Source organism: Methylobacterium sp. WL8 (assembly GCF_008040045.1).
Taxonomy (GTDB): Bacteria; Pseudomonadota; Alphaproteobacteria; order Rhizobiales; family Beijerinckiaceae; genus Methylobacterium; species Methylobacterium cerastii.
In genome coordinates this window covers 27,279-49,914 of sequence record NZ_VRVF01000037.1, presented here as the reverse complement: position 1 = coordinate 49,914, position 22,636 = coordinate 27,279, and the positions used below count along the sequence as shown (strand labels likewise).

The window sequence follows — 22,636 nt, the reverse complement described above, 5'->3', positions numbered from 1 at the left end:
GCTCCACTCGGATGAAGGGAGCCACGATCGTCCGCCCAGGCCGGGCGACGCTCAATCAGCGCAGGGCGCTCGTCTCAATCCGAAAACCTCGAAGCTGCCACCCATCCCGCGCGAGCGGGTTCGTTCATCCACCCAACCCAGCCGTAGAACGGACCGACGGGTCCCGACCCATGCCAGTCGTAAGAAACGTCGTCGGCGTATCCTATAAGCGGCCGTTCATTGACCATCAGGCAATTTCAGCTCGGTTTGGTAAGCGGACCCCGACTTTCGCCCCGAAGTGTTCATGCGAGTGTCTTCGAGGACGTCGCCCTGTGAGCCCTGGCTTGACTAGCATGGATAGCTCCTCGAACCTGAGAACCGGTTCGGTTCGCATAGCGTGATCCCTTTCCGTCGAGGACGACGTCTCTGGCGGCCTGTCGCGGGAACCGGTGCGGTGACGAGGGCGGACGGCCACGCTCAGGGTCTGCGCCTTCCACGGATCACCGATGGTCGTTCGGCGCGGGCTTGGCGTCGATGGCGAGCGTGAACACGGTCAGCGGCTTCGCCACCCGGTCAGTCCCGTCGTTGAACGGCGCCATACGGTTCAGTTGCGCCGCCGGCATCCAGAGCTTGCCGGCATCGTCGATCCACATCGCATCGACCCAGACCAGGCGCGGGTCCTGGACCACGGTGGTACGGGTGCCGTCCGGGGCGAACCTCAAGACCGCGAGCCGGTCGGTGTCGCTGACGTAGAGGTTGCCCGCCGCGTCGATGGCGGTGCCACCGGTGGAGGGGGTCTCGGCGAACGGCTCGACGTAGGCGGCGAGGGCCGCATCGCTCAACGAGGGGTCGTCGAGATAGCGCGTCGCGATGCGAGACATCCGGCCGGAGCTCGGCTGGTAGTAGAACCAGCGTCCGTCGGGGGAGACCTCAAGCTGATCGGCATGGATGTGGAGGGGCTTGCCGTCGGGACCGTGCATCGGCTTGCCCTCGGCCGAGACCGGTCGGTCGCTCACCGTCGAGGGATGCCCGTCGAGGACGCGCCGTCCCTGCCCGGTGGCGAGATCGAGCACGATCAGGCCGGGCGCGCCCGCGTCCGTGAGGTAGGCGTGTCCCCCGTTGAAGCGGACGTCGTCGACGAAGCTGTCGGCTCGCGTCACAGCGGCCAGAGGATAGATGCGCGCGACGGCGTTCGTCGCAAGATCGACGCGGATCAGCTTCGGCCCACCGGGCAGGACGGGATTGCCGATGCCCGGTGCGCCGGTGTCGACCAGCCACAGGGCCCCGTCCGGCCCGATGCGCTGTGCGTTGACGCGGATGAAGGCCTTGGCCGGGTCGTCGCCCTTGGTCCAGCCGTTCCGGGCCGCGTCCGGGTATGGGGCGAGGCGGCCATCCTTCCATTCCACCACCTGCGGACCGGCCGAGCCGTCCAGGCGCGCGAGCACGAGGAAGCGCCGTCCGTCCGATGCGATGCTAATTCCGGTCGACGGGACGTCGAGGGTTATCGCCACCGCAAGTCGAGGATCTTCCGCGGCCTTGGCCCGGCCGACGCCCGGAACGGAAAGGGCGCCCGCCAGCACGGCGAGCGCGAGGCTGATGATGACGGGGCAACGGGCGACGGGCATGGTCTGATTTCCTTGAACAGTGAAGGCGTCTGGAACGGCCGGTGCCTTTACGGAGCAGGCACGGCGCCGAGCTGACGCAGCAAGGTGAGGTTGTCCTCGATGTGCCAGTTGGCGGCGATGCGCCCGTCGACGACGCGGTAGATGTCGGTCGCGATGAACGCGACCGGTTCGCCCCGGCCCTGGCGGCCCTCGAACGAACCGGTGAAATGGCCGCGCAGGTGTAGGTGCAGCACCGCCCGGTCTCCGGCGACGATCATCTGCTCGACCTCGCAGGTCAGGTCGGGGACCGCCTTGCGAAACCCCTCGGACGCGAGGAGCGGCCCGCTCGGGCCCTGGACGCGGCCGGGCGGCGGCGTCTCGTCCACGAAGCCGTCGGCCAGGGCCGCCCGCGCGTAAGTCGGATCGCCGGTGTTCCAGAATGTGGCGTAGCGGCGTGCCGCCAGGACGACGGCGTCGCGCTGCTGCGTCGCTTGATCGGCATCGAAGATCAGCACCTTCGGCGCCACGAGCGTCTCCGCCGCGGCGGGCGCGGATGCGAGGACGAGAGCCAGGGCGATGGGACGGACGTGCGGGATCATGGCAAGGCCTCCTGTGTTCGGGGCGTTGGCGTCGGCTCCCGGAACGCTACCTCGATCAGCGCGCCGCCTGGCGCGTGGATGAACAGGCGGCGCTCGCCGATCTCGGGAAGCTCCATCCGGCCGTAGGGGATGCCGTGGTGATCGAGCCGCTCGCTGAACGCGTCATGGTCGTCGCGCAGAAAGGCGACGTGATCGATGCCCTCGCCGCTCGGCGCGGCCTCGGCGCCGCCGGGCCGGGCCGGGATGAGGTGCACGACGGGTTCGGAGCCCGCGTAGAGCCAGCACCCGGGGAAGCCGAAGGCCGGACGGAACCCGTCCCGCAGGTCGAGGACCGCCTTGAAGAACCGGCGATGGGCGTCCAGGTCCCGGACGCGCAGGGTGACGTGGTCGAGGCGCATCGACCGCGCCGTCAGGCGATGGTGCCGCCGCCGTCGACGGTGACGGTCGAGCCTGTGGCGAAGGGGTTAGTCGCCACGAACAGGATCGCCTGGGCGATGTCGTCCGGCTGCCCGATCCGGCGTGCCGGCAACTGCGCGGCGCGCGTCTCGAACATCGCCACCCGGTCGGCCGTATCCATCTTGGCGTAGAGCGGCGTGTCGACGAGCCCCGGCGAGACGGTGTTCACCCGCACCGGCGCCCGCTCCAGCGCCAGCCCTCGGGCAAGCGCATCGAGGGCGGCATTGATCGCCCCCTGCAGCACCGCGGCGGGACCGGGACGCTGGCTGAGGTAGCCCGAGACGAAGGTGAGCGATCCGCCATCGACGACCCTCGCGGCCCGCGCGACTCGATAGGCGCCCCAGAACTTCGACTCCATCGCCGCCTTGGCATCCGCCAGGGAAAGCGAGGCCACCGAGCCAGTCTTGGTGGACGCCGCCGCGACGACGACGTGGTCGAAGGCGGTTCGGTCAGCGAAGAACGCCTCGACAGCCGCCTCGTCCGTGAAGTCGAGGGCGGCGGGCTCCGCACCGGCGGTCCGCGCGGCCGCGTCGAGCTTCGGACCGGGTCGACCCGCCGCGACGACGCGGGCGCCGTTCCGGGCGAAGGCTTCCGCCGTCACCGAGCCGATCCCGCCGGCCGCGCCGACGACGAGGACGCTGCGTCCGTTCAGGTCCATGGGCATCGTTCAGGTCTCCGCGTGCTGCTGCGTGGGACGGGGGTTCATTCGGCCGAGTCGGGCAGGCCGGTCGCGATGGGCGCGGTGGTCGAGGTTTGAGGCGTCCCGGTTCATGACCAGGATCTAGCTCTTGCAAATCGAGCGCATAAGGACGCTGATCGTGGAGACACACTTGAACGACGGTTGAGAGCGGATGTTGGACGATCTGAACGAGTTGCGCACCTTCCGACGCATCGCGGCGCTCGGCAGCCTGACCGCGGCGGCGCGCGAACTCGGCGTCGGCCTGGCGGTGGTCAGCAAGCGGCTGACGACCCTGGAACGGCGCGCTGGGACCAGGCTGATCCAGCGCACGACGCGCAGCCTCTCGCTGACCGACGAGGGCCAGGCCCTGCTCGTGCAGGTGGATCGGGCGCTGGATGCCATCGAGGCCGCCGAGGAACGGCTCAAGACCGGACGTGACCAACCGATGGGATTGCTGCGGGTCGGTGCGCCGGTCTCGTTCGGGCGTCGGCACGTGGCCCCGGTCCTGGGCCGTCTCGTCGCCCTGCATTCACGCCTCGACGTCGACCTGACGCTCGACGACAGGGTCGTCGACCTAATCGGCGAGCGCATCGACGTGGCGATCCGCATCGGTCCGCCGCAGGACAGCACGATGGTCATGCGCCGACTGGCCGAAAACCGGCGCATCCTCGTCGCGTCGCCAAGCTACCTCGACAGGCATGGGCGCCCGTCGTGCCCGGCGGACCTCGCCGCCCATGACGGGTTGAGCTACGGCGATGCCCCCACGACCTGGCGGCTGGTCGGCCCGAACGGCATCGAGACGGACGTTCGCTTGCGAAAGCGCCTACGCTCGGATAGCGGCGATGCGGTGCACGACTGGGCGCTGGCGGGTGGAGGGATCATGCTGAAGTCTGCCCTCGACCTTGCGGCGGATCTCGCCGCCAACCGCCTCGAACGGGTGCTCCCGAGCCATGCCAGTGCGCCGACCCCGGTCTACGCGCTCATCGCATCCGGGCGTGGAATGCCGACGCGGGCACGGGTGTTCGTCGATGCCATGGCAGCGGAACTCGACGGCCTCGGCTTCTGACCTTCATCAATCATCCTCACACCGTTCGGGTGGCCGGTATGGGCCGTGAGTGGGCCCAGCGACGACGTCTGCTATCGTGCCTGGTCGCTCGAAAGCAGACGGGCAGAAATCCACCCAACCCGGTCGTAGAGCGGACGGGTCCCGACCCGACCCTGCCATAGTAGCCCGTCGATGGTACTCCCGGGAGCGGACGTTCGTGGTCTGAGTGTTCAGGAAGCGATGACCTTTTGGCTTGCCTTAGAGCACACAACCCCGCCTCTGATCGCTGTCAGGCGCCAATTAGATCGTTCAAGGCCACAAAATGCCTGACTGAAGGGCGGCTCCGTCCCTTTGAAGAGAGCAGATCGAACTTGGTGGATGAAGGGTCATCCTGAGGGAGCTGAGACCTACCAATCCTAATCTGAATTAGGGACAGGGCTGAGGCGCGCGCGCATCGGTTGGCATCGCTTGCAACGGTCTCGGGATGCAGGTGCTTGAGAGTGGCCTCATGCTGTTCCCGAAGAGGAGCAGCGCCGTGTCTCCGCCGCAGCAAGCGAACGTCCGCAGCAAATTCACGACTTGGTCCTTGACCTGCCATGAGTGTCCTCACCGGTCTAACGCCACACACATCAAGCATCGCCCTCGCGAGGACGGCCGCCAATGCGCTCCGGTTTCGCCTTAAAGCCGAAGGACTTCGAGTTCCCGGCGGCAGGTTTCACCGAAGTCGGCGAGGGGGTCTGCGTCCTTCCCCTGCCTGATCCTGTCCTGGATCTCGGCGAAGGTCAGGTTCGGCGAGGCGTAGATGTCGACCACGCGCGACAGCAGCCGCTCGGCCGCCTCGATCACCGGACGTGTCGATCTCAGGCGCATGCGACCGATGATGGCAAACATGCCGACGACCACCTCCGGCCCCTCCGGATCGTGCGTGATCGCGTCGGCCAGACACTTCGACGCCTCGGCGATGAACTCGTCGTAGAGCGCCTCGCGCTTTCCCGCTTCCTGTGCCTGCCATTGCGCCTTGCGCGCGCCGTTCTGGGTCAGCCACGTCGTCACCAGCGACGAGGCCGCGCCCACGAGGGAGCCGGCCAGGCCGGTGGCGGCCGTAAGGACCGCGATTTCCATGACGTCCTCCTGATCGAATCTCAGCGACCTTCGCCTGCGCGGCCCACGACGAGGGTCCGTTCAAGCATGTCGAGGTGGGCGTCGAAGTAGGCGGCCATATCCATGGGGTAGGCATCCCCGAACTGCGTGCGCCAGATCGAGGCGGACACCGCGGCTGCCATCATGAGGTTCGGGAACTCGCTCGCCGCGACCGGCCGGAATTCGCCGCGTTCCACACCGTAGGCGAGGACGGCGGCCAACCGGGCGTTCACCGGCCCGATGACCTCGTCGTGCCACCGCACAGCCAGTTCCGGAAAGCGCGTCCCGTCGGCGAGCAGCAGCCGGAGCAACTCCCGGCCGCGTCGGTCATGGACCAGGGCGTCGTAGACGAACCGGAAGTAGGCCCGAAGGATCTCCATCGCCGGGCCCTTCGGATTGGTCGCCAAGCTGGCGAGCAGGTCGAGGGTCGGCTGCACCATCTCCTTGAAGGTGGCGACGAACAGATCCTCCTTGCTCGGGAAGTAGAGGTAGACCGTGCCCTTCGTGATCCCGGCGCGCACGGCGACGTCGTCGACCCGCGTCCCGGCGAAGCCCTTGAGGGCGAACTCCTCGAACGCCGCCTCCAGGATCTCGCCCGGTCGCGCTTCCTTGCGTCTTTGCCTCGGTCCGACCGCCGCCTTGCTCATTTCGTTCCCTGTTGACTGACTGGTTAGTTATTAGTAGATCAAGGGCATTCCGGCAAGCGCGTCGCCGTCACGGCCGCATCACCACGCCGGGAAAACCTTTTCGCCCCATCCCGGGGCACCGGAATGGCCGTCGCCCCCTCCTCAGGTTCGACGGCCAAGAAGGAGCGGCTGCTCCGCCCCCTCGCAGCCGCTCCTTCGCCTCCCATCCACGCGGGTGACACGGAGCCCGATCCCATGATGACCCGCCTGACGCTTGTTTCTGTCGCGCTGCTCGCCGCCGCCGATGCGGTTGCGGCCGACGGTCGGCCTACGACCGAGGCGGTCTCCGTGAAGACGGTCACCGCGATCCGCACCCCGGTCTCGGAGGACGTGGTGCTGAGCGGGGACATCCAGGCGAAGTATCTATCCAACGTCTCCTTCCGTGTAACCGGCAAGATCGCGGAGCGCCTGGCCGAGGTCGGGGACCACGTCCAGGCCAATCAGGTCATCGCGAGGCTGGAGCCGCAGGAGCAACAGGTCAACGTCGACACCGCCCAGGCGGCGCTAAACTCCGCCGAGGCGCTCCTCACCCAAGCCAAGGTGAACTTCGAGCGCCAGCAGACCCTGATGAAGAGCGGCTATACCACCCGCACCACCTACGACGGGGCGGAGCAGCAGCTTAGAACGACGCAGGCGTCGGTCGACTCGGCCCGGGCGGCCCTCGGGACGGCCAAGGAGCAGTTCACCTACACCGAGCTTCGAACCGGCGTGGCCGGCATCATCACCGCCCGCAGCGCGGAGGCGGGCCAGGTGGTCTCCTCGGGACAGACCGTGTTCACGCTGGCGCAGGACGGGAGCCGCGACGCCGTCTTCACGGTGCCGACCATCCTGCTGGAGCCGCCCCCCGAGAGCCGGAAGGTCGACGTCTCGCTTCAGGCCGACCCGCGCGTGACCACCGTCGGGACCGTGCGGGAGATCTCCCCCACCGTGGACACGAACTCCGGCGGCGTGCGTGTGAAGATCGGTCTCGACGCCGTGCCGGCCGGGATGTCGCTGGGGGCGGTGGTGCTCGGACGTGCCCGCCTGCGTCCGCGGGATGCGGTGACCCTGCCATGGAGCGCGCTCTTTCGCTGGAAGGACGCATCGGCGGTCTGGGTCCTCGACGCGGGTACGGGGAGCGTGTCGCCCAAGCCGGTCGAGATCGAACGCTACGAAGGCTCGGGCATCGTCCTCGCCGGTGGCGTCGAGCCCGGCGAGGAGGTCGTCACCGCCGGCATCCAATTCCTGTCACCGGGCCGGAAGGTCACCGTCGCCGGAAAGGGCACGCCGTGAGCCGCCTCGTCCTCCCCATCGCTGTCCTCGTCGCTCTTTCTGGCTGCAAGGAGCAGAAGGCCGAAGCCCCGCCGCCTGTTCGCCCGGTCCTGACGGCGACCGTGGCACTGGAGGAAGCCCGGATATTCGGCCCCTTCGCGGGCACAGTCCAGCCACGCTACGAGAGCCAACTCGGCTTCCGGATCGGCGGTCGCATCGTCGCTCGCGATGTCTTCGTCGGCGACCAGGTCGCCAAGGGCACGCGGCTCGCCGCCCTCGATCCCACCGTGCAGCAGTTCGCCCTGGTGCGGGCCCGCGCCGACGTGGCCGATGCCCAGGCACAGGTGAAGAACGCCTCGGCCGCGGAGGGGCGGCAACGCATCCTGTTCGAGAACAACAGTGCCGTGACGCAGGCCCAGCTCGACGGGGCGGTGGCCAATCGCGACACCGCCGACGCCCGGCTGGCCCAGGCCAAGGCCGCCCTGCAGAAGGCCACCGACGAGCTCGGCTACGCCACGCTGACCGCAGGTTTCGACGGAGTCGTCACGTCGTGGAGCGCCGAAGTCGGACAGGTGATCCCGGCGGGTCAGGTCGTCGTCTCGGTGGCGCGTCCCGACGTGCGCGAAGCCGTGGTCGACATCCCGGACGATCTGATCGGCGAATTGCCGAAGGACATCGAGTTCACCGTCAGGCTTCAGGAGGTGCCCGAGGTCACCGCCCGGGCCCGCGTGCGCGAGATCGGTCCCCTGGCCGAAGCCTCGACCCGGACGCGACGCGTGCGCATGTCCCTGATCGATCCGCCCGATGGTTTCCGTCTCGGCAATACCGTCACGGTCGCGTTCGAGCGCCCGGTCTCCCCGCGCTTCCCCGTGCCGTCGACGGCTGTCGTCGAGGACGACGGCCATGCCGCGGTCTGGGTCGTCGCGCCGGACGGCAGGACCATCAACCGCCGCGAGGTCACGATCCTGGAACGCGAGGAGGGACGCGCGTTCGTCGGGACCGGTCTCAAGGCCGGCGAGAAAGTCGCCGTCGCCGGCGTCCACGGCTTCACCGAGGGCCAGGCGGTCCGGCTCCCCGAGACCGGCCTCTAGGCCCGATCCGCCTCGCTCTTCCCATTCAATCGCCCTTCCCGTTCACCCGCGGGTTCCCGACCTGTCGAGCCGCGCAAGGATGCGCCGATGAAATCCTTCAACATCTCGGAATGGGCGCTGTCCCACCGGTCCTTCATCTGGTTCCTCATGGCCATCGCGCTGGTGGCCGGGGCCATGGCCTACACCAAGCTCGGGCGCGAGGAGGACCCGGCCTTCGCGATCAAGACCATGGTCGTCCAGGCCCGCTGGCCGGGCGCCACCATCGACGAGACGCTCCAACAGGTGACCGAGCGCATCGAGAAGGAGGTCAAGCAGATCAACGCCGTGGACTACACCAAGAGCTACACGACCCCGGGCCAGACTACGGTGTTCGTGAACCTTCGCGAGACCACGCCCCCCAAGACGATCCCGTGGCTGTTCTACCAGGTGCGCAAGCGCCTCGGCGACATCCAGGGTACGTTCCCGCAGGGCGTCCAGCCGCTGGGCTACAACGACGAGTTCGGCGACGTGTTCGGCAACGTCTACGCCTTCACCTCGGACGGCCTCTCGATGCGTCAGCTCCGCGACTACGTCGAGCAGGTGCGCACCGGCGTCCTTGCCGTGGAGAACGTCGGCAAGACCCAGGTCCTGGGCGCGCGCGACGAGGTGATCTACCTCGACTTTTCGGTGCGCAAGCTCGCCGCGCTCGGCATCGATATGCAGAGCGTCATCAACACCCTCCAGGCCCAGAACGCCGTCCAGCCCTCGGGCGTGGTCCAGGCCGGGCCCGAGCAAGTCAGCGTACGCGTCGGCGGGCAGTTCACGGACGAGAACAGCCTGAAGGCCATCAACCTTCGAATCAACGACCGTTTCTTCCGGCTCTCGGACGTGGCCGAGATCTCCCGCGGCTTCACCGATCCGCCCGAGGCGCTGTTCCGCTACGACGGCCAGCCCGCCATCGGGCTCGCCATCGCCATGCAGGCCAGCGCCAACCTCCTCCACTTCGGCGAGGCGCTGAAGGATAAGATGCGCGAACTGGAAGCGGATCTGCCCGCGGGCGTCGGCATCCACCTCGTCTCCGATCAGCCCAAGATCGTCGAGGAGGCGGTGGGCGGCTTCGTCCAGGCTCTGGTCGAGGCGGTGGTGATCGTACTGGCGGTGAGCTTCATCAGCCTAGGGTGGCGCGCTGGCCTCGTGGTCTCGCTCTCCATCCCGCTGGTGCTGGCCATCACCTTCGTGATCATGGACGCCATGGGGGTGACGCTCCAGCGCATCTCGCTCGGCGCGCTCATCATCGCGCTGGGCCTGCTCGTCGACGACGCCATGATCTCCGTCGAGATGATGGTCGCACGCTTGGAGGTCGGCGACAGCCTGCAGAAGGCCGCGGTCTTCGCCTACACCTCCACCGCCTTCCCGATGCTGACGGGCACGCTCGTGACGGTGGCCGGCTTCATCCCCATCGGCTTCAACGGCTCGTCGGCGGGCGAATACACCTACTCGCTCTTCGTCGTGATCGCTGTGTCGCTCCTCGTCTCATGGGTGGTGGCCGTGGCGTTCACCCCCCTGATCGGAGTGAAGATCCTGCCGAAGACGATCAAGGGCCACCACGACAAGCCGAGCCGCACGCTCTCGGCCTTCCGCGCCCTGCTCCTGCCCGCCATGCACCATCGCTGGCTGACGGTGACGTTCTGCGTCGCGCTGCTCGGGGCCTCCGTCTATGGCCTCGGCTTCGTGCAGCAGCAGTTCTTCCCGTCCTCGGATCGCCCTGAGGTCCTCGTCGACATGACGTTGGCGCAGAACGCCAGCATCGGCGAGACGCAGGCGCAGATGGACCGCTTCGAGAGCGTGCTGAAGGGCGATCCCGAGATCCGGCACTGGACGTCCTACGTCGGACAGGGCGCCGTCCGCTTCTACCTTCCGCTGGATCAGCAGCTCGCCAATGCCTTCTTCGGCCAGATCGTCATCGAGACGGCCTCCTTGGAAGCGCGCGGTCGCACCATCGCTCGCCTGAGCAAGGTTGCGAAGCGGGACTTCGTCGGCACCGACGTCTTCGTACACCCACTGGACATCGGGCCGCCGGTCGGACGCCCGATCCAGTACCGGATCGGCGGTCCCGACCTGCAGGTGGTGCGCCAGTCGGCGATGACACTGTCGAACATCGTCGCCGCGAACGCCAGCCTGTCCGTCCCGACGCTGGACTGGAACGAGCCCGGCAAGGTGCTGAAGGTAGAGATCCTGCAGGACAAGGCCCGCCAGCTCGGCATCACCTCGAAGGACATCGCCACGATCCTCAACGGGGTCGTGGGCGGTGGCAGCATCACCCAAGTCCGGGATTCGATCTATCTCGTAAACGTGGTCAGCCGCGCCCAGGCCGCCGAGCGGCACTCCATCGATACGCTGAAGAGCCTGCAGGTCCCGCTCCCCAACGGCAGCACCGTCTCCCTGCTGGCCTTCGCCAAAATCCGCTACGACCTGGAGCAACCCATCGTCTGGCGGCGCGACCGGCTCCCCACCATCACCGTGAAGACCACAATCAAGGACGCCACGCAGGCGGCCACGGTCGTGGCCGCCCTGAAGCCCGAGATCGAGGCGTTCCGGAAGACGCTTCCCCCAGGCTACGTCCTCGCGACGGGTGGCGAGGTCGAGGAAAGCGGGAAGGGTTCCGGTCCCATCGCGGCCGTGGCGCCCGTGATGCTCCTCGCCATGGCCTTCTTCCTCATGGTGCAGCTGCAGAGCATCCAGAAGCTCTTCCTGGTGGTCAGCGTCGCGCCCCTCGGCCTGATCGGCGTCGTGGCGGCCCTTCTGCCCTCGGGGGCGCCCCTCGGCTTCGTCGCCATCCTCGGCGTGCTGGCCCTCATCGGCATCATCATCCGCAACTCGGTGATCATGGTCGCCCAGATCGAGGAGTACGAGGCCACGGGCATGCCGAGGTGGGACGCGGTGGTCGAGGCGACCTGCCATCGCATGCGGCCCATTCTCCTAACCGCCGCCGCCGCCAGCCTCGCGATGATCCCCATCGCCCGCGAGATCTTCTGGGGGCCGATGGCCTACGCCATGATCGGCGGCATCATCGCCGGCACCTTCCTGACCCTGTTCTTCCTGCCCGCACTGTATGTCGGCTGGTACCGGATCAAGCCCGGTCAGGGCGAAGGAAAGGCGGTGCCCGCCGCGGACCCGCATAGCCACGGACAGGTGCCGGCGTGATGCTCGTGGCCCACGACCCGATGGCATCGGCCACGCCGCCAGCATCGCCGATCCGCGCCCGGAAGGGCTCGGACCGCAAGGAGCGGCTCCTCCAGGCCGCTTCCCGCGTACTCCTGCGCCACGGCGTGCAGGCGCTGACGTTGGAGGCTGTCGCGCGGGAGGCGCGCACCAGCAAGGGCGGGCTCCTCCATCACTTCCCCAGCAAGGCGAGGCTGCGGGCCTCGTTGCTGGACGACCTCATCGCCCGGCTTCAGCGGGACCTGCTCCGTTTCTCGGCCGCCGATCCCGATCCGCGAGGACGTCGTCTGAGGGCTTACGTCCAGGCCCTCGTCGCGCCGGACCCTGCCTGCAACCGGCCCGTCATCCTGGCGGCGCTGCTTGCCGACCCGGAGGCGCTCCGCCGGTGGCAGGGCTTCTCCGACGCATGGCTGGACCCGGACCTGAACGGCATCGAACCGGGCCGTGCCCACGCCGTGCGAGCTCTCGTCGAGGGCTCCTGGCTTGCCATCGCCCTCGGGCTCGGACCGGCCGACCCGGCCGGGCTGACCGCGGCCCTGCAGGACCTTCTGCGGCTGGCCCAAGTCTGAACCGGCCGAGTGCGCGCGTGACCGACCCTCTGTTGAGGGGGAGCGAGAGGCTTTCCATGAAGACGATGCCATTCGCAGGCCGGATACGGGCCGTCGTCGCAGCGACCGCACTGTCGAGTCTCGGGGCCTGCGCCTCGCTTCCGCGGACGCCCTACACCGCGAGCGAGTCCGCGGCGGCCGAGGTGGCGGGCATTCCCGGCGCACGGATATTCGCCGACGTTCCCCTGGAGCGGTACGCGACGTTCATGGGAGCCCGACAGCCGCGTTCGAGGCCGTTCACATACCTGGCGCTGTCGGGCGGCGGCGGCGACGGCGCCTACGGGGCCGGGGTCCTCAACGGCTGGTCGGCGGCGGGAACGCGGCCCGAGTTCTCCCTCGTCTCGGGCGTCAGCACCGGAGCGCTGATCGCGCCGTTCGCCTTCCTGGGAACGGCCTACGACCCGGTCCTCACCGAGATCTACACGAGTGGCGTCGCCTCCTCGCTCGTCGCCAATCCGAGCCTCGCCAACGTGGTCTTCGGATCGGGGCTGTTCGGAGACCAGCGCCTTCGCGACCTCGTCGGGCGCTACGTCACCACCGACCTGCTGGCGGCGGTGGCGAGCGAGCATGCCAAGGGTCGACGGCTACTGGTCATGACGACGAACCTCGACGCCAAGCGGGCCATGGTCTGGAACATGGGCACCATCGCCGCGAGCGGCGCCCCGAGCGCCATGGCACTGTTCCGTGACGTGCTCACGGCATCGGCCAGCGTGCCGGCGGTGTTCCAACCGCAGCTTTTCGACGTGCAGGCCGAGGGACGCGTCCATCAGGAACTCCACGTCGACGGCGCCGTGGTCGCGCCGGTCTTCATCCTGCCCCAGGCGGCGCTCGTCGGCGACAGGATCCGTGGCGCCCCGGGGAAGGCCGACTTCTACGTCCTCATGAACGGGCGGATCGATCCCGAGTTCGAGATCGTGCGGGCCGAGACCCTTCCCATCGTCCAGCAGACCCTCGCCACTGGGGCGCAGGCGCGTAGCTCGGCAAGCCTGGCGGCGGCCTACGCCTTCGCCGCCAGCCGCCGGGCAGGGTTCCACCTCGCCTACATCGACGGGTCGGCTCCCAGGCCGACGACGGTGGACGGCTTCGAGGTCTCGTACATGCGAAGCCTCTACGAGGCCGGCTTCGAGAAGGCGCGATCCGGGACCGCCTGGCGCAGCAGGGTTCCGCTGACTGCTCCCGGCGACGTCGCGAGCTCGGTCGGAGCGCCTCGGCGAGGCCCTGGATCAGGGCTCTGAAAGGGCCGATTTTCGGATTGCATCGTTCCGCTGTGGATCAGCTTTGAAGCCTGAACCCTCCTTCAGCTCTGTAAAGTCACTGCGATGTTTGACAAAGTACCTTGAGGAGTGGGGTCACAACCGGCGCTGATCGTGACCCTACTGGAAACTCCAATTTTCACACTGCGTTAGAAAGTTAGGAACGGCTCGGCCGGTGTCATTTTTCGACGCCGATCCACACATACATTGGCCCCCAGAAGCGGACCGACTGCAATCCACCCATCATGGAACGTTAGGCTGCATGGCATCCAGTGTCGTTGTATCGACAGCGGGTAGACCGTCACGGTGCCGTCCGGCTGCCCCTCATGGTCGCGTACAGCGCGCCCGCATCGCGGGCTCCCCGCATCGCCGCCACCGCCTCGGTATCACGCATCCGGCGGGCGACGCAGGCCAGGGCATTGAATTGCGAACCCTGCGCATCGGTCGGGAGCAGCAGTAGGAACACGAGGTCCACCGGCCGTTCGTCGATGGCGTCGAAGTCCACCGCGTCGCGCAGGCGTACCAGGCATCCGAACGGGCGCCTGACGCTCTCCAGCCGGGCGTGCGGCAGCGCGATGCCGTCCCCGACCCCGGTCGAACCGAGGCCCTCGCGCTTCTCCAGCGCCGTCCGCAGCGACGCGGCATCGAGGCCGAGCGCCTGGGCGGCCCGGCGCGCCAGGTCGTCCAGGAGCGCGGCCTTGCTCGCCGTGCGGACCCCGACGGCGACTTGGTCGGGCGATAGGATCTCGTCGATGGTCATTCGGGTCGGCTCGGTCGCGGAACTGCGGTAGGGGTCGAGGGGCTCGCTCAAGCGCCCGGGTCCGGAAGGATCTCGAAGGGTTCGCCTTCATGCACGGCGAAACCCGCCATCAAGCCCGGGCCTCGTCCTCGGGGGCACGCAGGCGATAGCCGACGCCGGTCTCGGTCAGGAGGATGCGCGGGCGCTCGGGATCGGCCTCCAGCTTTAGGCGAAGCTGGCGCATGTAGACCCGCAGGTACTGCGGGTCGGACGAGGTGGAGACCTCGCTCATGAGTTGGGCGTGGGTCAAGGCCTTCCCGGCATGCTGGATCAGGACGCGCAGGAAGTCGTACTCGCGCGGCGTGAGCTTCACCTCCTCGCCGCGGACCCGGACCAGGCGGCGCACCAGGTCGACGCTGAGGCCGTCGACCTCGAACAGGGCGCGTTCGCCCTGGACCGCGAGCTGGTGGCGCAGGGCCGCGCGGATGCGGGCCAGCAATTCGCCCATGCCGAAGGGCTTGGTGACGTAGTCGTCCGCCCCGAGGTCGAGCGCCTCGACCTTGCCGGCCTCGTCGTCCCGGCTGGACAGGACCACCACGGGCAGGTCGCGATGGTCCTTGCGGATCAGGCGCAGCAGGTCGTGCCCGCGCATGTCGGGCAGCCCGAGGTCGAGGATGATCAGGTCGACGGTCTCACGGGACAGGACGTCCAGCGCGGCGCGTGCGTTCGGTGCCTCGAAGGTCTCGTAGCCCTGGGTCGCAAGGCCCATGCGCAGGAGCTTCCGGATCGGCGGCTCGTCGTCGATGACGAGGATGTTCATGCTCATGCCGCCAGATCCGCGCGAACGTTTCCCGCCGGGGGGACGGGCAGGAGGACGGTGAAAACGGCGCCCAGGCGGTCGCGGCGGTTGCCGGCCGTCAGCGTGCCGCCCATGGCCTCGACGAACCCGCGGGCGATGGCGAGGCCGAGGCCGGTCCCGGCCCGGACGCTGTCGCCCTTCCGGACGCGATAGAACTTGTCGAACACGCGCTCGACGTCGGCCTCGGGCAGGCCGTCGCCCTCGTCGAGGACCGTGAGACGGACCTGCCCACGCTCGACAGAGCCCCTGACGGTGACGGTGGACCCCTCGGGGGCGTACTTGGCGGCGTTGTCGAGGAGGTTGACCAGCACCTGCTCGAACAGCACCGGATCGAGGCGCAGGGCCGGCAGGGTGGCCGGAAGATCGAGCTCGACCCGATGGCCGGCGAGGATTGAGCCTAAGCGGCGCAGTGCGGTGTCGACGGTCTCGCCGACGTCCTGCGGCGTGAGGCTCGCCGCCACGGCCCCCGCCTCCAATCGGGTCATGTCGAGGAGGTTGACGATGAAGCGGTTCAGCCGCTCGGACTCCTCGATGATGGTGTCGAGAAGGTCCCTCTTGGCGTCTGCTTCCAAGGCCTCGTCGAGGTCGCGCAGGGTCGTGGCCGCACCGAGCACCGAGGACAGAGGGGTGCGCAGGTCGTGCGAGATCGAGGTGAGCAGGGCCTGCCGCAGCCGGTCGGTCTCGGCGGCGCGCTCCGCCCGGTCGAGGTCCTCGACCAGGCGCACCCGCTCGATGGCCAGTGCCGCCATGTCGGCCAGCGCGTCGAACAGGCGCCGGCTCTCCGGTGAGAGGATCGGTCCGATGCCGTCGGTGTCGAGGCCGATGACCCCGACGATGCCGCGGCCCGTCCGCATCGGTAGGAACAGCCGCTTGGCCCCCGGTAGCGTGTCGGCGCCCCGCCCCGCGGGCCGCTCGTTGTCGAAGGTCCAATTCGCGGCGCCCAGGTCGGCCGCATCGAGGGTGTCCTCGGGCGGGAAGCCGGCCCGGACGGAGACCGCTCCCTGATCGGGGAGCAGGACGACGACCCGGACCCTCAGCATGGCGGCGATCTGGGCGGAGGTCGCCCAGAGCACGTCGTCGAGGGTGCCGCATCCGGCGAGCTTGCGGCTGAAGCCGTAGAGCCGCTCGGTGGCCCGCGCCCTGCCGTGCGAGACCACCGCCTCGCGGCGGGATCGGGACGCCAGGTTCGAGACGGCTACCGCCACCACCGTGAATAACAGGAACGCGGCGATGTTGGTCGGGTCCGCGATGGTCAGGGTGTAGACCGGCGGCAGGAAGAAGAAGTTGTAGGCCAACGACGCGGCGACCACGGCCACGAGCGACGGCCCCAGGCCGAAGCGCACCGCGACGGCGACGATGGCGGTCAGCAGGATGAGGTCGGCGTTCTCGACGCCGAGATAAGGCTCGACCAGCAGCGCGAGCCCGAGGGCGGCACCCGTGCCGAGGAGCCCGACGGCATAGGGCAGGATCTCGACGGGCCGCTTCTCGACCGCCGTCGCGACCGTCTTCGCCGGGACCGGATCGGCCTTCGCGGCCTCGCCGGTGATGACGTGCACGCTGATGTTGCCGGACCGGCGGATGATGTCGTGCACCACCGAGCCGTTGAGGAGCTCGAACAGCGGCGAGCGTTCGGCCTTGCCGAGGATGACGTGGTTGACGTTGGTCGAGCGGGCGAAGGCGAGGATGTCGTCGGCGACGCGCCGGCCGCCCGGAAGCGTGACCGCGTCCCCGCCAAGCCGGTCGGCGAGGCGCAGGGTGTCGGCGATGCGGTCGCGCGCGGCCTCGTCGAGGGACAGGCTGCGCGGCCCTTCCACGGTGATGGCGGTCCACGGCGCGTGCAGGCGGTCGGCGAGGCGCTTGGCGTGGCGCACGAGGCCGGCGGAGTTCGGGTCCTCGCTGACGCAGACGAGCACCCGCTCCCCGGCTCCCCAGGGGCCAGCGATGGCGTTGGCCCGCATGTGGCTGATGAGCTCGTCGTCGACCCGGTCTGCGGTGCGGCGGAGCGCCAGCTCGCGCAGGGCCGTCAGGTTGCCGCGGGAGAAGTAGTGCTTGAGGGCGCGCTCGGCGTTGCCCTTCACGTAGACCTTGCCGTCCCGGAGGCGCTGGATCAGGTCGTCGGGGTTGAGGTCGACCACCTCGATGTCGTCGGCGCGGTCGAGGATGCCGTCTGGCACGGTCTCGCGCACCCGGATGCGGGTGATCTGCGCGACGACGTCGTTCAGGCTCTCGACGTGCTGGATGTTGAGGGTGGTGTAGACGTCGATGCCGGCGTCGAGCAGTTCCTCGACGTCCTGGTAGCGCTTCGGATGGCGCGAGCCCGGCGCGTTGGTGTGGGCGAGCTCGTCCACCAGCGCCAGGGCGGGCCTGCGGGCCAGCAGGCCGTCGAGGTCCATCTCGTCGAGCGCCGTGCCGTGGTACGCGACCGACCGCCGGCCAAGCACCTCGAAGCCCTCGACGAGCGCCAGGGTCTCCGCGCGCCCGTGCGTCTCGACCACGCCGACGACCACGTCGGTGCCGGCCTTAAGCCGCGCGCGCCCGACGGTGAGCATCTCGTAGGTCTTGCCGACCCCCGGGGCCGCCCCGAGGAAGATCTTGAGGCGACCCCGTCCGCCTTCCTCCCGACGCGCGGCCTCCAGCAGGGCGTCGGGCGAGGGACGGTCCGGATCGCGATGCGGCGTCGACATGGGGCGGCCTGTCATCTGGCGGTTCTACTTCGACCCCGAACCGTCCAGGGCGAGGTTGAGGGCGAGCACGTTGACGCGGGGCTCGCCGAGGATGCCGAGGAGACGACCCTGGACCTGCGCTTCCACCAGGGAACGCACCCGATCCTCGGGCAGGCTGCGCGCCTTGGCGATCCGGGGCACCTGGAACAGGGCGGCGTCCGGCGAGATGTCCGGGTCGAGGCCCGAGCCGCTGGTGGTGACGAGGTCGACCGGGACGGGCTTACCGGGATTCTCGGCCCTGAGGCCGTCGAGTTCGCCCTTGACCCGCTCGGCCAGGGCGGCGCTCGTCGGCCCGAGGTTCGAGCCCGACGAGTTCGCGGCGTTGTAGGGCGACGGGACGGTCTTGCCGGCGTCGGCCGGATCGGCGGCGCTCGTGGCCGAGGGGCGACCGTGGAAGTATCCGGCTTGCGTGAAGGACTGCCCGATCAGGCTGGAGCCGACGACTTTGCCGTCGCGCTCGATCAGGCTGCCGGCGGCCTTGGCCGGGAAGATCGCCCCCGCGATGCCGGTCATCGCGAGGGGGTAGGCGAGCCCGGTGATGGCCGACAGGGCGATCAGCAGGACGAGGGCGGGGCGAAGCTGGTTCAGCATGGACGTTGGCCTGATTTGGAGTTTCGCGGGGCTCAGACGAGGTGCAGGGCGGTGATGGCCAGATCGATGGCCTTGATGCCGACGAAGGGCACCAGGATGCCGCCGAGGCCGTAGATCAGGAGGTTGCGGCGCAGGAGGGCGCCGGCCCCGACAGCCCGGTAGGACACGCCCTTCAGCGCCAGCGGGATCAGCACGACGATGATCAGCGCGTTGAAGATGATGGCCGACAGGATCGCGCTCTCGGGCGAGGCGAGGCCCATGACGTTGAGGGCCTGGAGCTGCGGGTAGAGCACCAGGAACATCGCCGGGATGATGGCGAAATACTTGGCCACGTCGTTGGCGATGGAGAACGTGGTCAGCGCCCCGCGGGTCATCAGCAACTGCTTGCCGATGCCGACGATCTCGATGAGCTTGGTCGGGTCGCTGTCGAGGTCGACCATGTTGCCGGCCTCGCGCGCCGCCACCGTTCCGGTGTTCATCGCGACGCCGACATCGGCCTGGGCGAGCGCCGGGGCGTCGTTGGTGCCGTCGCCGCACATGGCGACGAGCTTGCCCTGGGACTGCTCCTTGCGGATCAGGGCGAGCTTATCCTCCGGCGTGGCCTGGGCGAGGAAGTCGTCCACGCCGGCCTCGGCCGCGATGGCGGCGGCGGTCATGGGGTTGTCGCCGGTGATCATCACCGTGCGGATGCCCATCTGGCGGAGCTCGGCGAAGCGCTCGCGGATGCCGCCCTTCACGATGTCCTTGAGATAGACGACGCCGAGAAGCCGGCCGTCCCGCGTCACGGCGAGCGGGGTGCCGCCGGCCTTGGCGACGTCCTCGGCGATGGACTGGATCTCGCGCACCGTCTCGTCGGCGACGCCTGGGCTGAAAGCCAGCGCCGCACCGGAGCCACGGGTTGCCATCGGCTGTGAACTCACCGAGGCGATGATGGAATCGACGGCGCCCTTGCGGATGGAGGAACCGTCGAGATCGACGCCGCTCATCCGGGTCTGCGCGGTGAACGGTACGAAGGTCGCGTTGAGGCTCGCCATGTCGCGGGCCCGAATGCCGTACTTCTCCTTGGCCAGGACGACGATGGAGCGGCCCTCCGGGGTCTCGTCGGCCAGCGAGGCCAACTGGGCCGCGTCGGCGAGATCCTGCTCGGTCACGCCGCGGACGGGGCGGAACTCGGTGGCCTGCCGGTTGCCCAGCGTGATCGTGCCGGTCTTGTCGAGCAGCAGGGTGTCGACGTCGCCGGCCGCCTCCACCGCGCGGCCCGACATGGCGAGCACGTTGAAGCGCACCAGCCGGTCCATGCCGGCGATGCCGATGGCCGAGAGCAGCGCGCCGATGGTGGTGGGGATCAGGGTGACGAACAGGGCGACGAGCACGATCAGCGGGATCGACCCGCCGGCATAGGAGGCGAAGCTCGGGATCGAGGCGACGGCAAAGACGAAGATGATGGTCAGGCCGGCGAGCAGGATGTTGAGCGCGATCTCGTTGGGGGTCTTCTGGCGCGAGGCGCCTTCCACCAGGGCGATCATGCGGTCGACGAAGGTCGAGCCGGCCGCGGCCGTGATGCGCACCCGGATCTCGTCGGAGAGCACCTGCGTCCCGCCGGTCACGGCCGAGCGGTCGCCGCCGGATTCGCGGATGACGGGGGCGGATTCGCCGGTGATGGCGGCCTCGTTGACCGATGCCACGCCGAGGATGACCTCTCCGTCCGACGGGATGATGTCGCCGGCCTCGACCAGAACCACGTCGCCGACCTTCAGGTCGTTGCCGGGGATGGTCTCGAAGTCGCGGCCGGCGCCGGTGAGGCGCTTGGCCATGGTCTCGGTGCGGGTGCGCCGGAGGCTGTCGGCCTGGGCCTTGCCGCGCCCTTCGGCGATGGCCTCGGCGAAGTTGGCGAACAGCACCGTGAACCAGAGCCAGAGGATGATCTGGCCGGAGAAGGCGAGGTTGGCACCGCCCGTCAGCACGTCGCGGACGAACAGGACGGTGGTGAGCGCGGCCACGACCTCGACCACGAACATGACCGGGTTCTTGATCATCTTACGGGGGTCGAGCTTGGTCAGGGCGCCGACGAGCGCCGGCCCGACGAGGGCGGCGCTGAACAGGCTCGTGGAGTTTGGGCGGGCCATTGCGGTTGTCCGATTGGATGGTGAAGCGTCTCGGGCGGCGGCGCGGTCACGCGCCGCCGAGTGGGGGCTCAGGGGGTCAGGGCGCTGCCAAGGAGGGCAGTCCCGGCAATGATGCCGAGGGCGCCGAGCAGCGTGAGACCGAGCATGCCGAGGATGACGTCCGACAGGCGGAGGTCGCGGCGGTCCCGTCGGACCCGGTCCCATGTCGGCGGCCTCGGCCGGTGACGTGCGAGAGTGCGCCGCATGGCGGCGCGGTTGCGGGATGGAAGCATGGCGTCCTGCACCTCACCCCCCCGCCGCGAAGGTCTGGCCGAGGCCGCCGGCGAGGTGCTCGACGATGGGTCCGAGCGCCAGCGCCGGGAAGAAGGTCAGGCCGCCGACGATGAGGATCACGCCGACCAGCAGGCCGACGAACAGGCCCCCATGCGTCGGGAACGTCCCGGCCGAGGCCGGTACCGTCTTCTTGGCGGCAAGCGACCCCGCGATGGCGAGCGCCGGGACGATCACGAAGAACCGGCCGAACAGCATGCCTAGGCCGAGCGTGGTGTTGTAGAACAGGGTGTTGCCGGTGAGCCCGCCGAAGGCCGATCCGTTATTCGCAGCCGCCGAGGTGAAGGCGTACAGGATCTCCGAGAAGCCGTGCGGGCCGGCGTTGGCCGGGCCGGCGAGGCCGGCGGCGACCACGCTGGCCAGCGCGGTGAACCCCAGCATCATCAGCGGCAGGCACAAGATGGCGAGCATCGCCATCTTGACCTCCTTGGCCTCGATCTTCTTACCGAGGTACTCGGGCGTACGACCGACCATGAGGCCGGCGACGAAGATCGTCACGATGACGAAGACGAGGATGCCGTAGAGGCCCGCCCCGACGCCGCCGACGATGATCTCGCCGAGCTCCATGTTGATCAGCGGGATCATGCCGCCGAGCGCGGTGAAGCTGTCGTGCATGGCGTTCACCGCGCCGCACGAGGCCGCCGTGGTGACGGCCGCGAACAGGGCCGAGGCGACGATGCCGAAGCGGACCTCCTTGCCCTCCATGTTCCCGCCGGTCAGGCCGAGGCCGTTGAGGACGGGGCTCCCGGCGCTCTCGGCCAAGTAGACGACGGTGACGCCCGCCAGGAACAGCACCGCCATCGCGGCGAGGATCGCCCAGCCCTGGCGCTCGTCGCCGACCATCCGCCCGAAGACGTTGGTGAGCGCCGCGCCGATGGCGAAGATCGACACGATCTGGATGAAGTTCGAGAGTGCGGTCGGGTTTTCGAACGGGTGGGCGGCGTTGACGTTGAAGAAGCCGCCGCCGTTGGTGCCGAGCATCTTGATCGCGACCTGGCTCGCCACCGGGCCGACCGCGATGGTCTGTTTGGCGCCTTCCAGGGTGGTCGCCTCGACGGCCCCGCCGAGGGTCTGCGGGATGCCCTGGGAGACCAGGAACAGCGTGTAGACGACGCAGATCGGCAGCAGCACGTAGAGGGTGGTCCGGGTCAGGTCGACCCAGAACGAGCCCACGGTGGCGGCCGAGGCGCGCGAGAACCCGCGCACGAGGGCGACGGCCAGGGCGATGCCGGTGGCCGCCGAGAGGAAGTTCTGGTGGGTCAGCCCCAGCATCTGCGTGAGGTAAGACATCGTCGTCTCGCCGCCGTAGTTCTGCCAGTTCGTGTTGGTCACGAAGCTCGCCGCCGTGTTGAAGGCGAGATCCGGCGCGACGGCGGACTGCCCGTCCGGGTTGAACGGCAGCACCGCCTGGAAGCGCAGCAGCGCGTAAAGGGCGAGGAAGCCGAGCACGTGGAAGGCGAGCATGGCCAGCGCGTAGGTGAGCCAGTGCTGCTCCTGGCGGGCGTCGATGCCGGCGACGCGGTAGAGCCCGCGCTCGACGGGGGCGAGCACGGGCGAAAGGAAGGTTCGCTCACCCGTGAAGACACGGGTCATGTAGCCGCCGAGAGGGCGGGCGAGCGCGAGGACGACCGCGCAGAACAGCGCGATCTGTATCCAGCCGTTGATGGTCATGGGAG

19 protein-coding genes are annotated in these 22,636 nt (G+C 68.9%); 6 read left to right on the top strand and 13 right to left on the bottom strand.

Annotated elements, in window-relative coordinates; all coding sequences use genetic code 11:
* Positions 1-479 precede the first annotated feature (479 nt).
* The 4 genes from FV234_RS14725 to FV234_RS14710 are packed head-to-tail and all read right to left on the bottom strand — an operon-like array spanning position 480 to position 3,302.
* The gene (locus FV234_RS14725; RefSeq protein ID WP_147830066.1) at positions 480-1,604 is read right to left on the bottom strand and encodes an L-dopachrome tautomerase-related protein; all 1,125 of its coding nucleotides are present in this window, start codon (positions 1,602-1,604) and stop codon (positions 480-482) included.
* Between the two features lie 47 nt (positions 1,605-1,651).
* A complete protein-coding gene (locus FV234_RS14720) occupies positions 1,652-2,182 on the bottom strand; it encodes an ester cyclase (RefSeq protein ID WP_147830063.1) in 531 nt (176 codons plus the stop codon).
* Positions 2,179-2,580, bottom strand: coding sequence for a VOC family protein (locus FV234_RS14715; protein WP_147830061.1), 402 nt, complete (start codon positions 2,578-2,580; stop codon positions 2,179-2,181). The genes FV234_RS14720 and FV234_RS14715 overlap by 4 nt, the downstream gene beginning before the upstream one ends.
* Positions 2,581-2,591: 11 nt before the next feature.
* Entirely contained in the window at positions 2,592-3,302 is a 711-nt protein-coding gene (locus FV234_RS14710; protein ID WP_147830059.1) for an SDR family oxidoreductase, read from the bottom strand.
* A 187-nt stretch (positions 3,303-3,489) separates the two neighbouring features.
* Here FV234_RS14710 and FV234_RS14705 point away from each other — a divergent pair, with 187 nt between their 5' ends.
* Positions 3,490-4,383: a LysR family transcriptional regulator gene (locus FV234_RS14705; RefSeq protein ID WP_147830057.1), complete on the top strand. Its 894-nt coding sequence runs from the start codon at positions 3,490-3,492 to the stop codon at positions 4,381-4,383.
* Between the two features lie 657 nt (positions 4,384-5,040).
* Here FV234_RS14705 and FV234_RS14700 read toward each other — a convergent pair.
* Both FV234_RS14700 and FV234_RS14695 read right to left on the bottom strand, forming a co-directional pair.
* Positions 5,041-5,484 (bottom strand): hypothetical protein, encoded by a 444-nt coding sequence (locus tag FV234_RS14700; protein WP_147764908.1) that lies wholly within the window; start codon positions 5,482-5,484, stop codon positions 5,041-5,043.
* A 20-nt stretch (positions 5,485-5,504) separates the two neighbouring features.
* Positions 5,505-6,149 (bottom strand): TetR/AcrR family transcriptional regulator, encoded by a 645-nt coding sequence (locus FV234_RS14695; protein WP_147751753.1) that lies wholly within the window; start codon positions 6,147-6,149, stop codon positions 5,505-5,507.
* Between the two features lie 234 nt (positions 6,150-6,383).
* On the opposite strand from FV234_RS14695, the gene FV234_RS14690 reads away from it, so the two are divergent.
* The 5 genes from FV234_RS14690 (at position 6,384) to FV234_RS14670 (ending at position 13,574) form a co-directional block, all read left to right on the top strand.
* Positions 6,384-7,460: an efflux RND transporter periplasmic adaptor subunit gene (locus FV234_RS14690; RefSeq protein WP_147830056.1), complete on the top strand. Its 1,077-nt coding sequence runs from the start codon at positions 6,384-6,386 to the stop codon at positions 7,458-7,460.
* The gene (locus FV234_RS14685) at positions 7,457-8,530 is read left to right on the top strand and encodes an efflux RND transporter periplasmic adaptor subunit (protein ID WP_147830054.1); all 1,074 of its coding nucleotides are present in this window, start codon (positions 7,457-7,459) and stop codon (positions 8,528-8,530) included. The genes FV234_RS14690 and FV234_RS14685 overlap by 4 nt, the downstream gene beginning before the upstream one ends.
* A gap of 87 nt (positions 8,531-8,617) precedes the next feature.
* The gene (locus FV234_RS14680) at positions 8,618-11,713 is read left to right on the top strand and encodes an efflux RND transporter permease subunit (RefSeq protein WP_147830052.1); all 3,096 of its coding nucleotides are present in this window, start codon (positions 8,618-8,620) and stop codon (positions 11,711-11,713) included.
* Positions 11,713-12,300 (top strand): TetR/AcrR family transcriptional regulator, encoded by a 588-nt coding sequence (locus FV234_RS14675; RefSeq protein WP_147830050.1) that lies wholly within the window; start codon positions 11,713-11,715, stop codon positions 12,298-12,300. Before FV234_RS14680 ends, FV234_RS14675 begins: the two co-directional genes overlap by 1 nt.
* Before the next feature lie 65 nt (positions 12,301-12,365).
* Positions 12,366-13,574 (top strand): patatin-like phospholipase family protein, encoded by a 1,209-nt coding sequence (locus FV234_RS14670; protein ID WP_147830077.1) that lies wholly within the window; start codon positions 12,366-12,368, stop codon positions 13,572-13,574.
* 319 nt (positions 13,575-13,893) lie between these two features.
* On the opposite strand, the gene FV234_RS14665 is transcribed toward FV234_RS14670, so the two are convergent.
* From FV234_RS14665 to kdpA, 7 genes are all read right to left on the bottom strand, one after another.
* Positions 13,894-14,403, bottom strand: coding sequence for a PTS sugar transporter subunit IIA (locus tag FV234_RS14665; RefSeq protein ID WP_238232447.1), 510 nt, complete (start codon positions 14,401-14,403; stop codon positions 13,894-13,896).
* Between the two features lie 58 nt (positions 14,404-14,461).
* Entirely contained in the window at positions 14,462-15,157 is a 696-nt protein-coding gene (locus FV234_RS14660; protein ID WP_147751748.1) for a response regulator transcription factor, read from the bottom strand.
* Positions 15,154-17,874 (bottom strand): sensor histidine kinase KdpD, encoded by a 2,721-nt coding sequence (locus FV234_RS14655; RefSeq protein ID WP_147751747.1) that lies wholly within the window; start codon positions 17,872-17,874, stop codon positions 15,154-15,156. The genes FV234_RS14660 and FV234_RS14655 overlap by 4 nt, the downstream gene beginning before the upstream one ends.
* 24 nt (positions 17,875-17,898) lie before the next feature.
* The gene (locus FV234_RS14650) at positions 17,899-18,504 is read right to left on the bottom strand and encodes a K(+)-transporting ATPase subunit C (RefSeq protein WP_147830048.1); all 606 of its coding nucleotides are present in this window, start codon (positions 18,502-18,504) and stop codon (positions 17,899-17,901) included.
* 32 nt (positions 18,505-18,536) lie between these two features.
* Positions 18,537-20,630, bottom strand: a complete 2,094-nt coding sequence (kdpB, locus tag FV234_RS14645; protein ID WP_147751745.1) for a potassium-transporting ATPase subunit KdpB — start codon at positions 20,628-20,630, stop codon at positions 18,537-18,539.
* 68 nt (positions 20,631-20,698) lie between these two features.
* A complete protein-coding gene (locus FV234_RS26505; protein WP_210250903.1) occupies positions 20,699-20,902 on the bottom strand; it encodes a hypothetical protein in 204 nt (67 codons plus the stop codon).
* Between the two features lie 13 nt (positions 20,903-20,915).
* Positions 20,916-22,631, bottom strand: a complete 1,716-nt coding sequence (gene kdpA / locus FV234_RS14640) for a potassium-transporting ATPase subunit KdpA (protein WP_147751743.1) — start codon at positions 22,629-22,631, stop codon at positions 20,916-20,918.
* Positions 22,632-22,636: the final 5 nt, after the last annotated feature.

Excerpts from the sequence above, each read along its gene's own strand:
- FV234_RS14725 (WP_147830066.1), bottom strand. The coding sequence starts at position 1,604 with ATGCCCGTCGCCCGTTGCCCCGTCATCATCAGCCTCGCGCTCGCCGTG.
- FV234_RS14720 (WP_147830063.1), bottom strand. The coding sequence starts at position 2,182 with ATGATCCCGCACGTCCGTCCCATCGCCCTGGCTCTCGTCCTCGCATCC.
- FV234_RS14715 (WP_147830061.1), bottom strand. The coding sequence starts at position 2,580 with ATGCGCCTCGACCACGTCACCCTGCGCGTCCGGGACCTGGACGCCCAT.
- FV234_RS14710 (WP_147830059.1), bottom strand. The coding sequence starts at position 3,302 with ATGCCCATGGACCTGAACGGACGCAGCGTCCTCGTCGTCGGCGCGGCC.
- FV234_RS14705 (WP_147830057.1), top strand. The coding sequence starts at position 3,490 with ATGTTGGACGATCTGAACGAGTTGCGCACCTTCCGACGCATCGCGGCG.
- FV234_RS14700 (WP_147764908.1), bottom strand. The coding sequence starts at position 5,484 with ATGGAAATCGCGGTCCTTACGGCCGCCACCGGCCTGGCCGGCTCCCTC.
- FV234_RS14695 (WP_147751753.1), bottom strand. The coding sequence starts at position 6,149 with ATGAGCAAGGCGGCGGTCGGACCGAGGCAAAGACGCAAGGAAGCGCGA.
- FV234_RS14690 (WP_147830056.1), top strand. The coding sequence starts at position 6,384 with ATGATGACCCGCCTGACGCTTGTTTCTGTCGCGCTGCTCGCCGCCGCC.
- FV234_RS14680 (WP_147830052.1), top strand. The coding sequence starts at position 8,618 with ATGAAATCCTTCAACATCTCGGAATGGGCGCTGTCCCACCGGTCCTTC.
- FV234_RS14675 (WP_147830050.1), top strand. The coding sequence starts at position 11,713 with ATGCTCGTGGCCCACGACCCGATGGCATCGGCCACGCCGCCAGCATCG.
- FV234_RS14670 (WP_147830077.1), top strand. The coding sequence starts at position 12,366 with ATGCCATTCGCAGGCCGGATACGGGCCGTCGTCGCAGCGACCGCACTG.
- FV234_RS14660 (WP_147751748.1), bottom strand. The coding sequence starts at position 15,157 with ATGAGCATGAACATCCTCGTCATCGACGACGAGCCGCCGATCCGGAAG.
- FV234_RS14655 (WP_147751747.1), bottom strand. The coding sequence starts at position 17,874 with ATGTCGACGCCGCATCGCGATCCGGACCGTCCCTCGCCCGACGCCCTG.
- FV234_RS14650 (WP_147830048.1), bottom strand. The coding sequence starts at position 18,504 with ATGCTGAACCAGCTTCGCCCCGCCCTCGTCCTGCTGATCGCCCTGTCG.
- kdpB (WP_147751745.1), bottom strand. The coding sequence starts at position 20,630 with ATGGCCCGCCCAAACTCCACGAGCCTGTTCAGCGCCGCCCTCGTCGGG.
- FV234_RS26505 (WP_210250903.1), bottom strand. The coding sequence starts at position 20,902 with ATGCTTCCATCCCGCAACCGCGCCGCCATGCGGCGCACTCTCGCACGT.
- kdpA (WP_147751743.1), bottom strand. The coding sequence starts at position 22,631 with ATGACCATCAACGGCTGGATACAGATCGCGCTGTTCTGCGCGGTCGTC.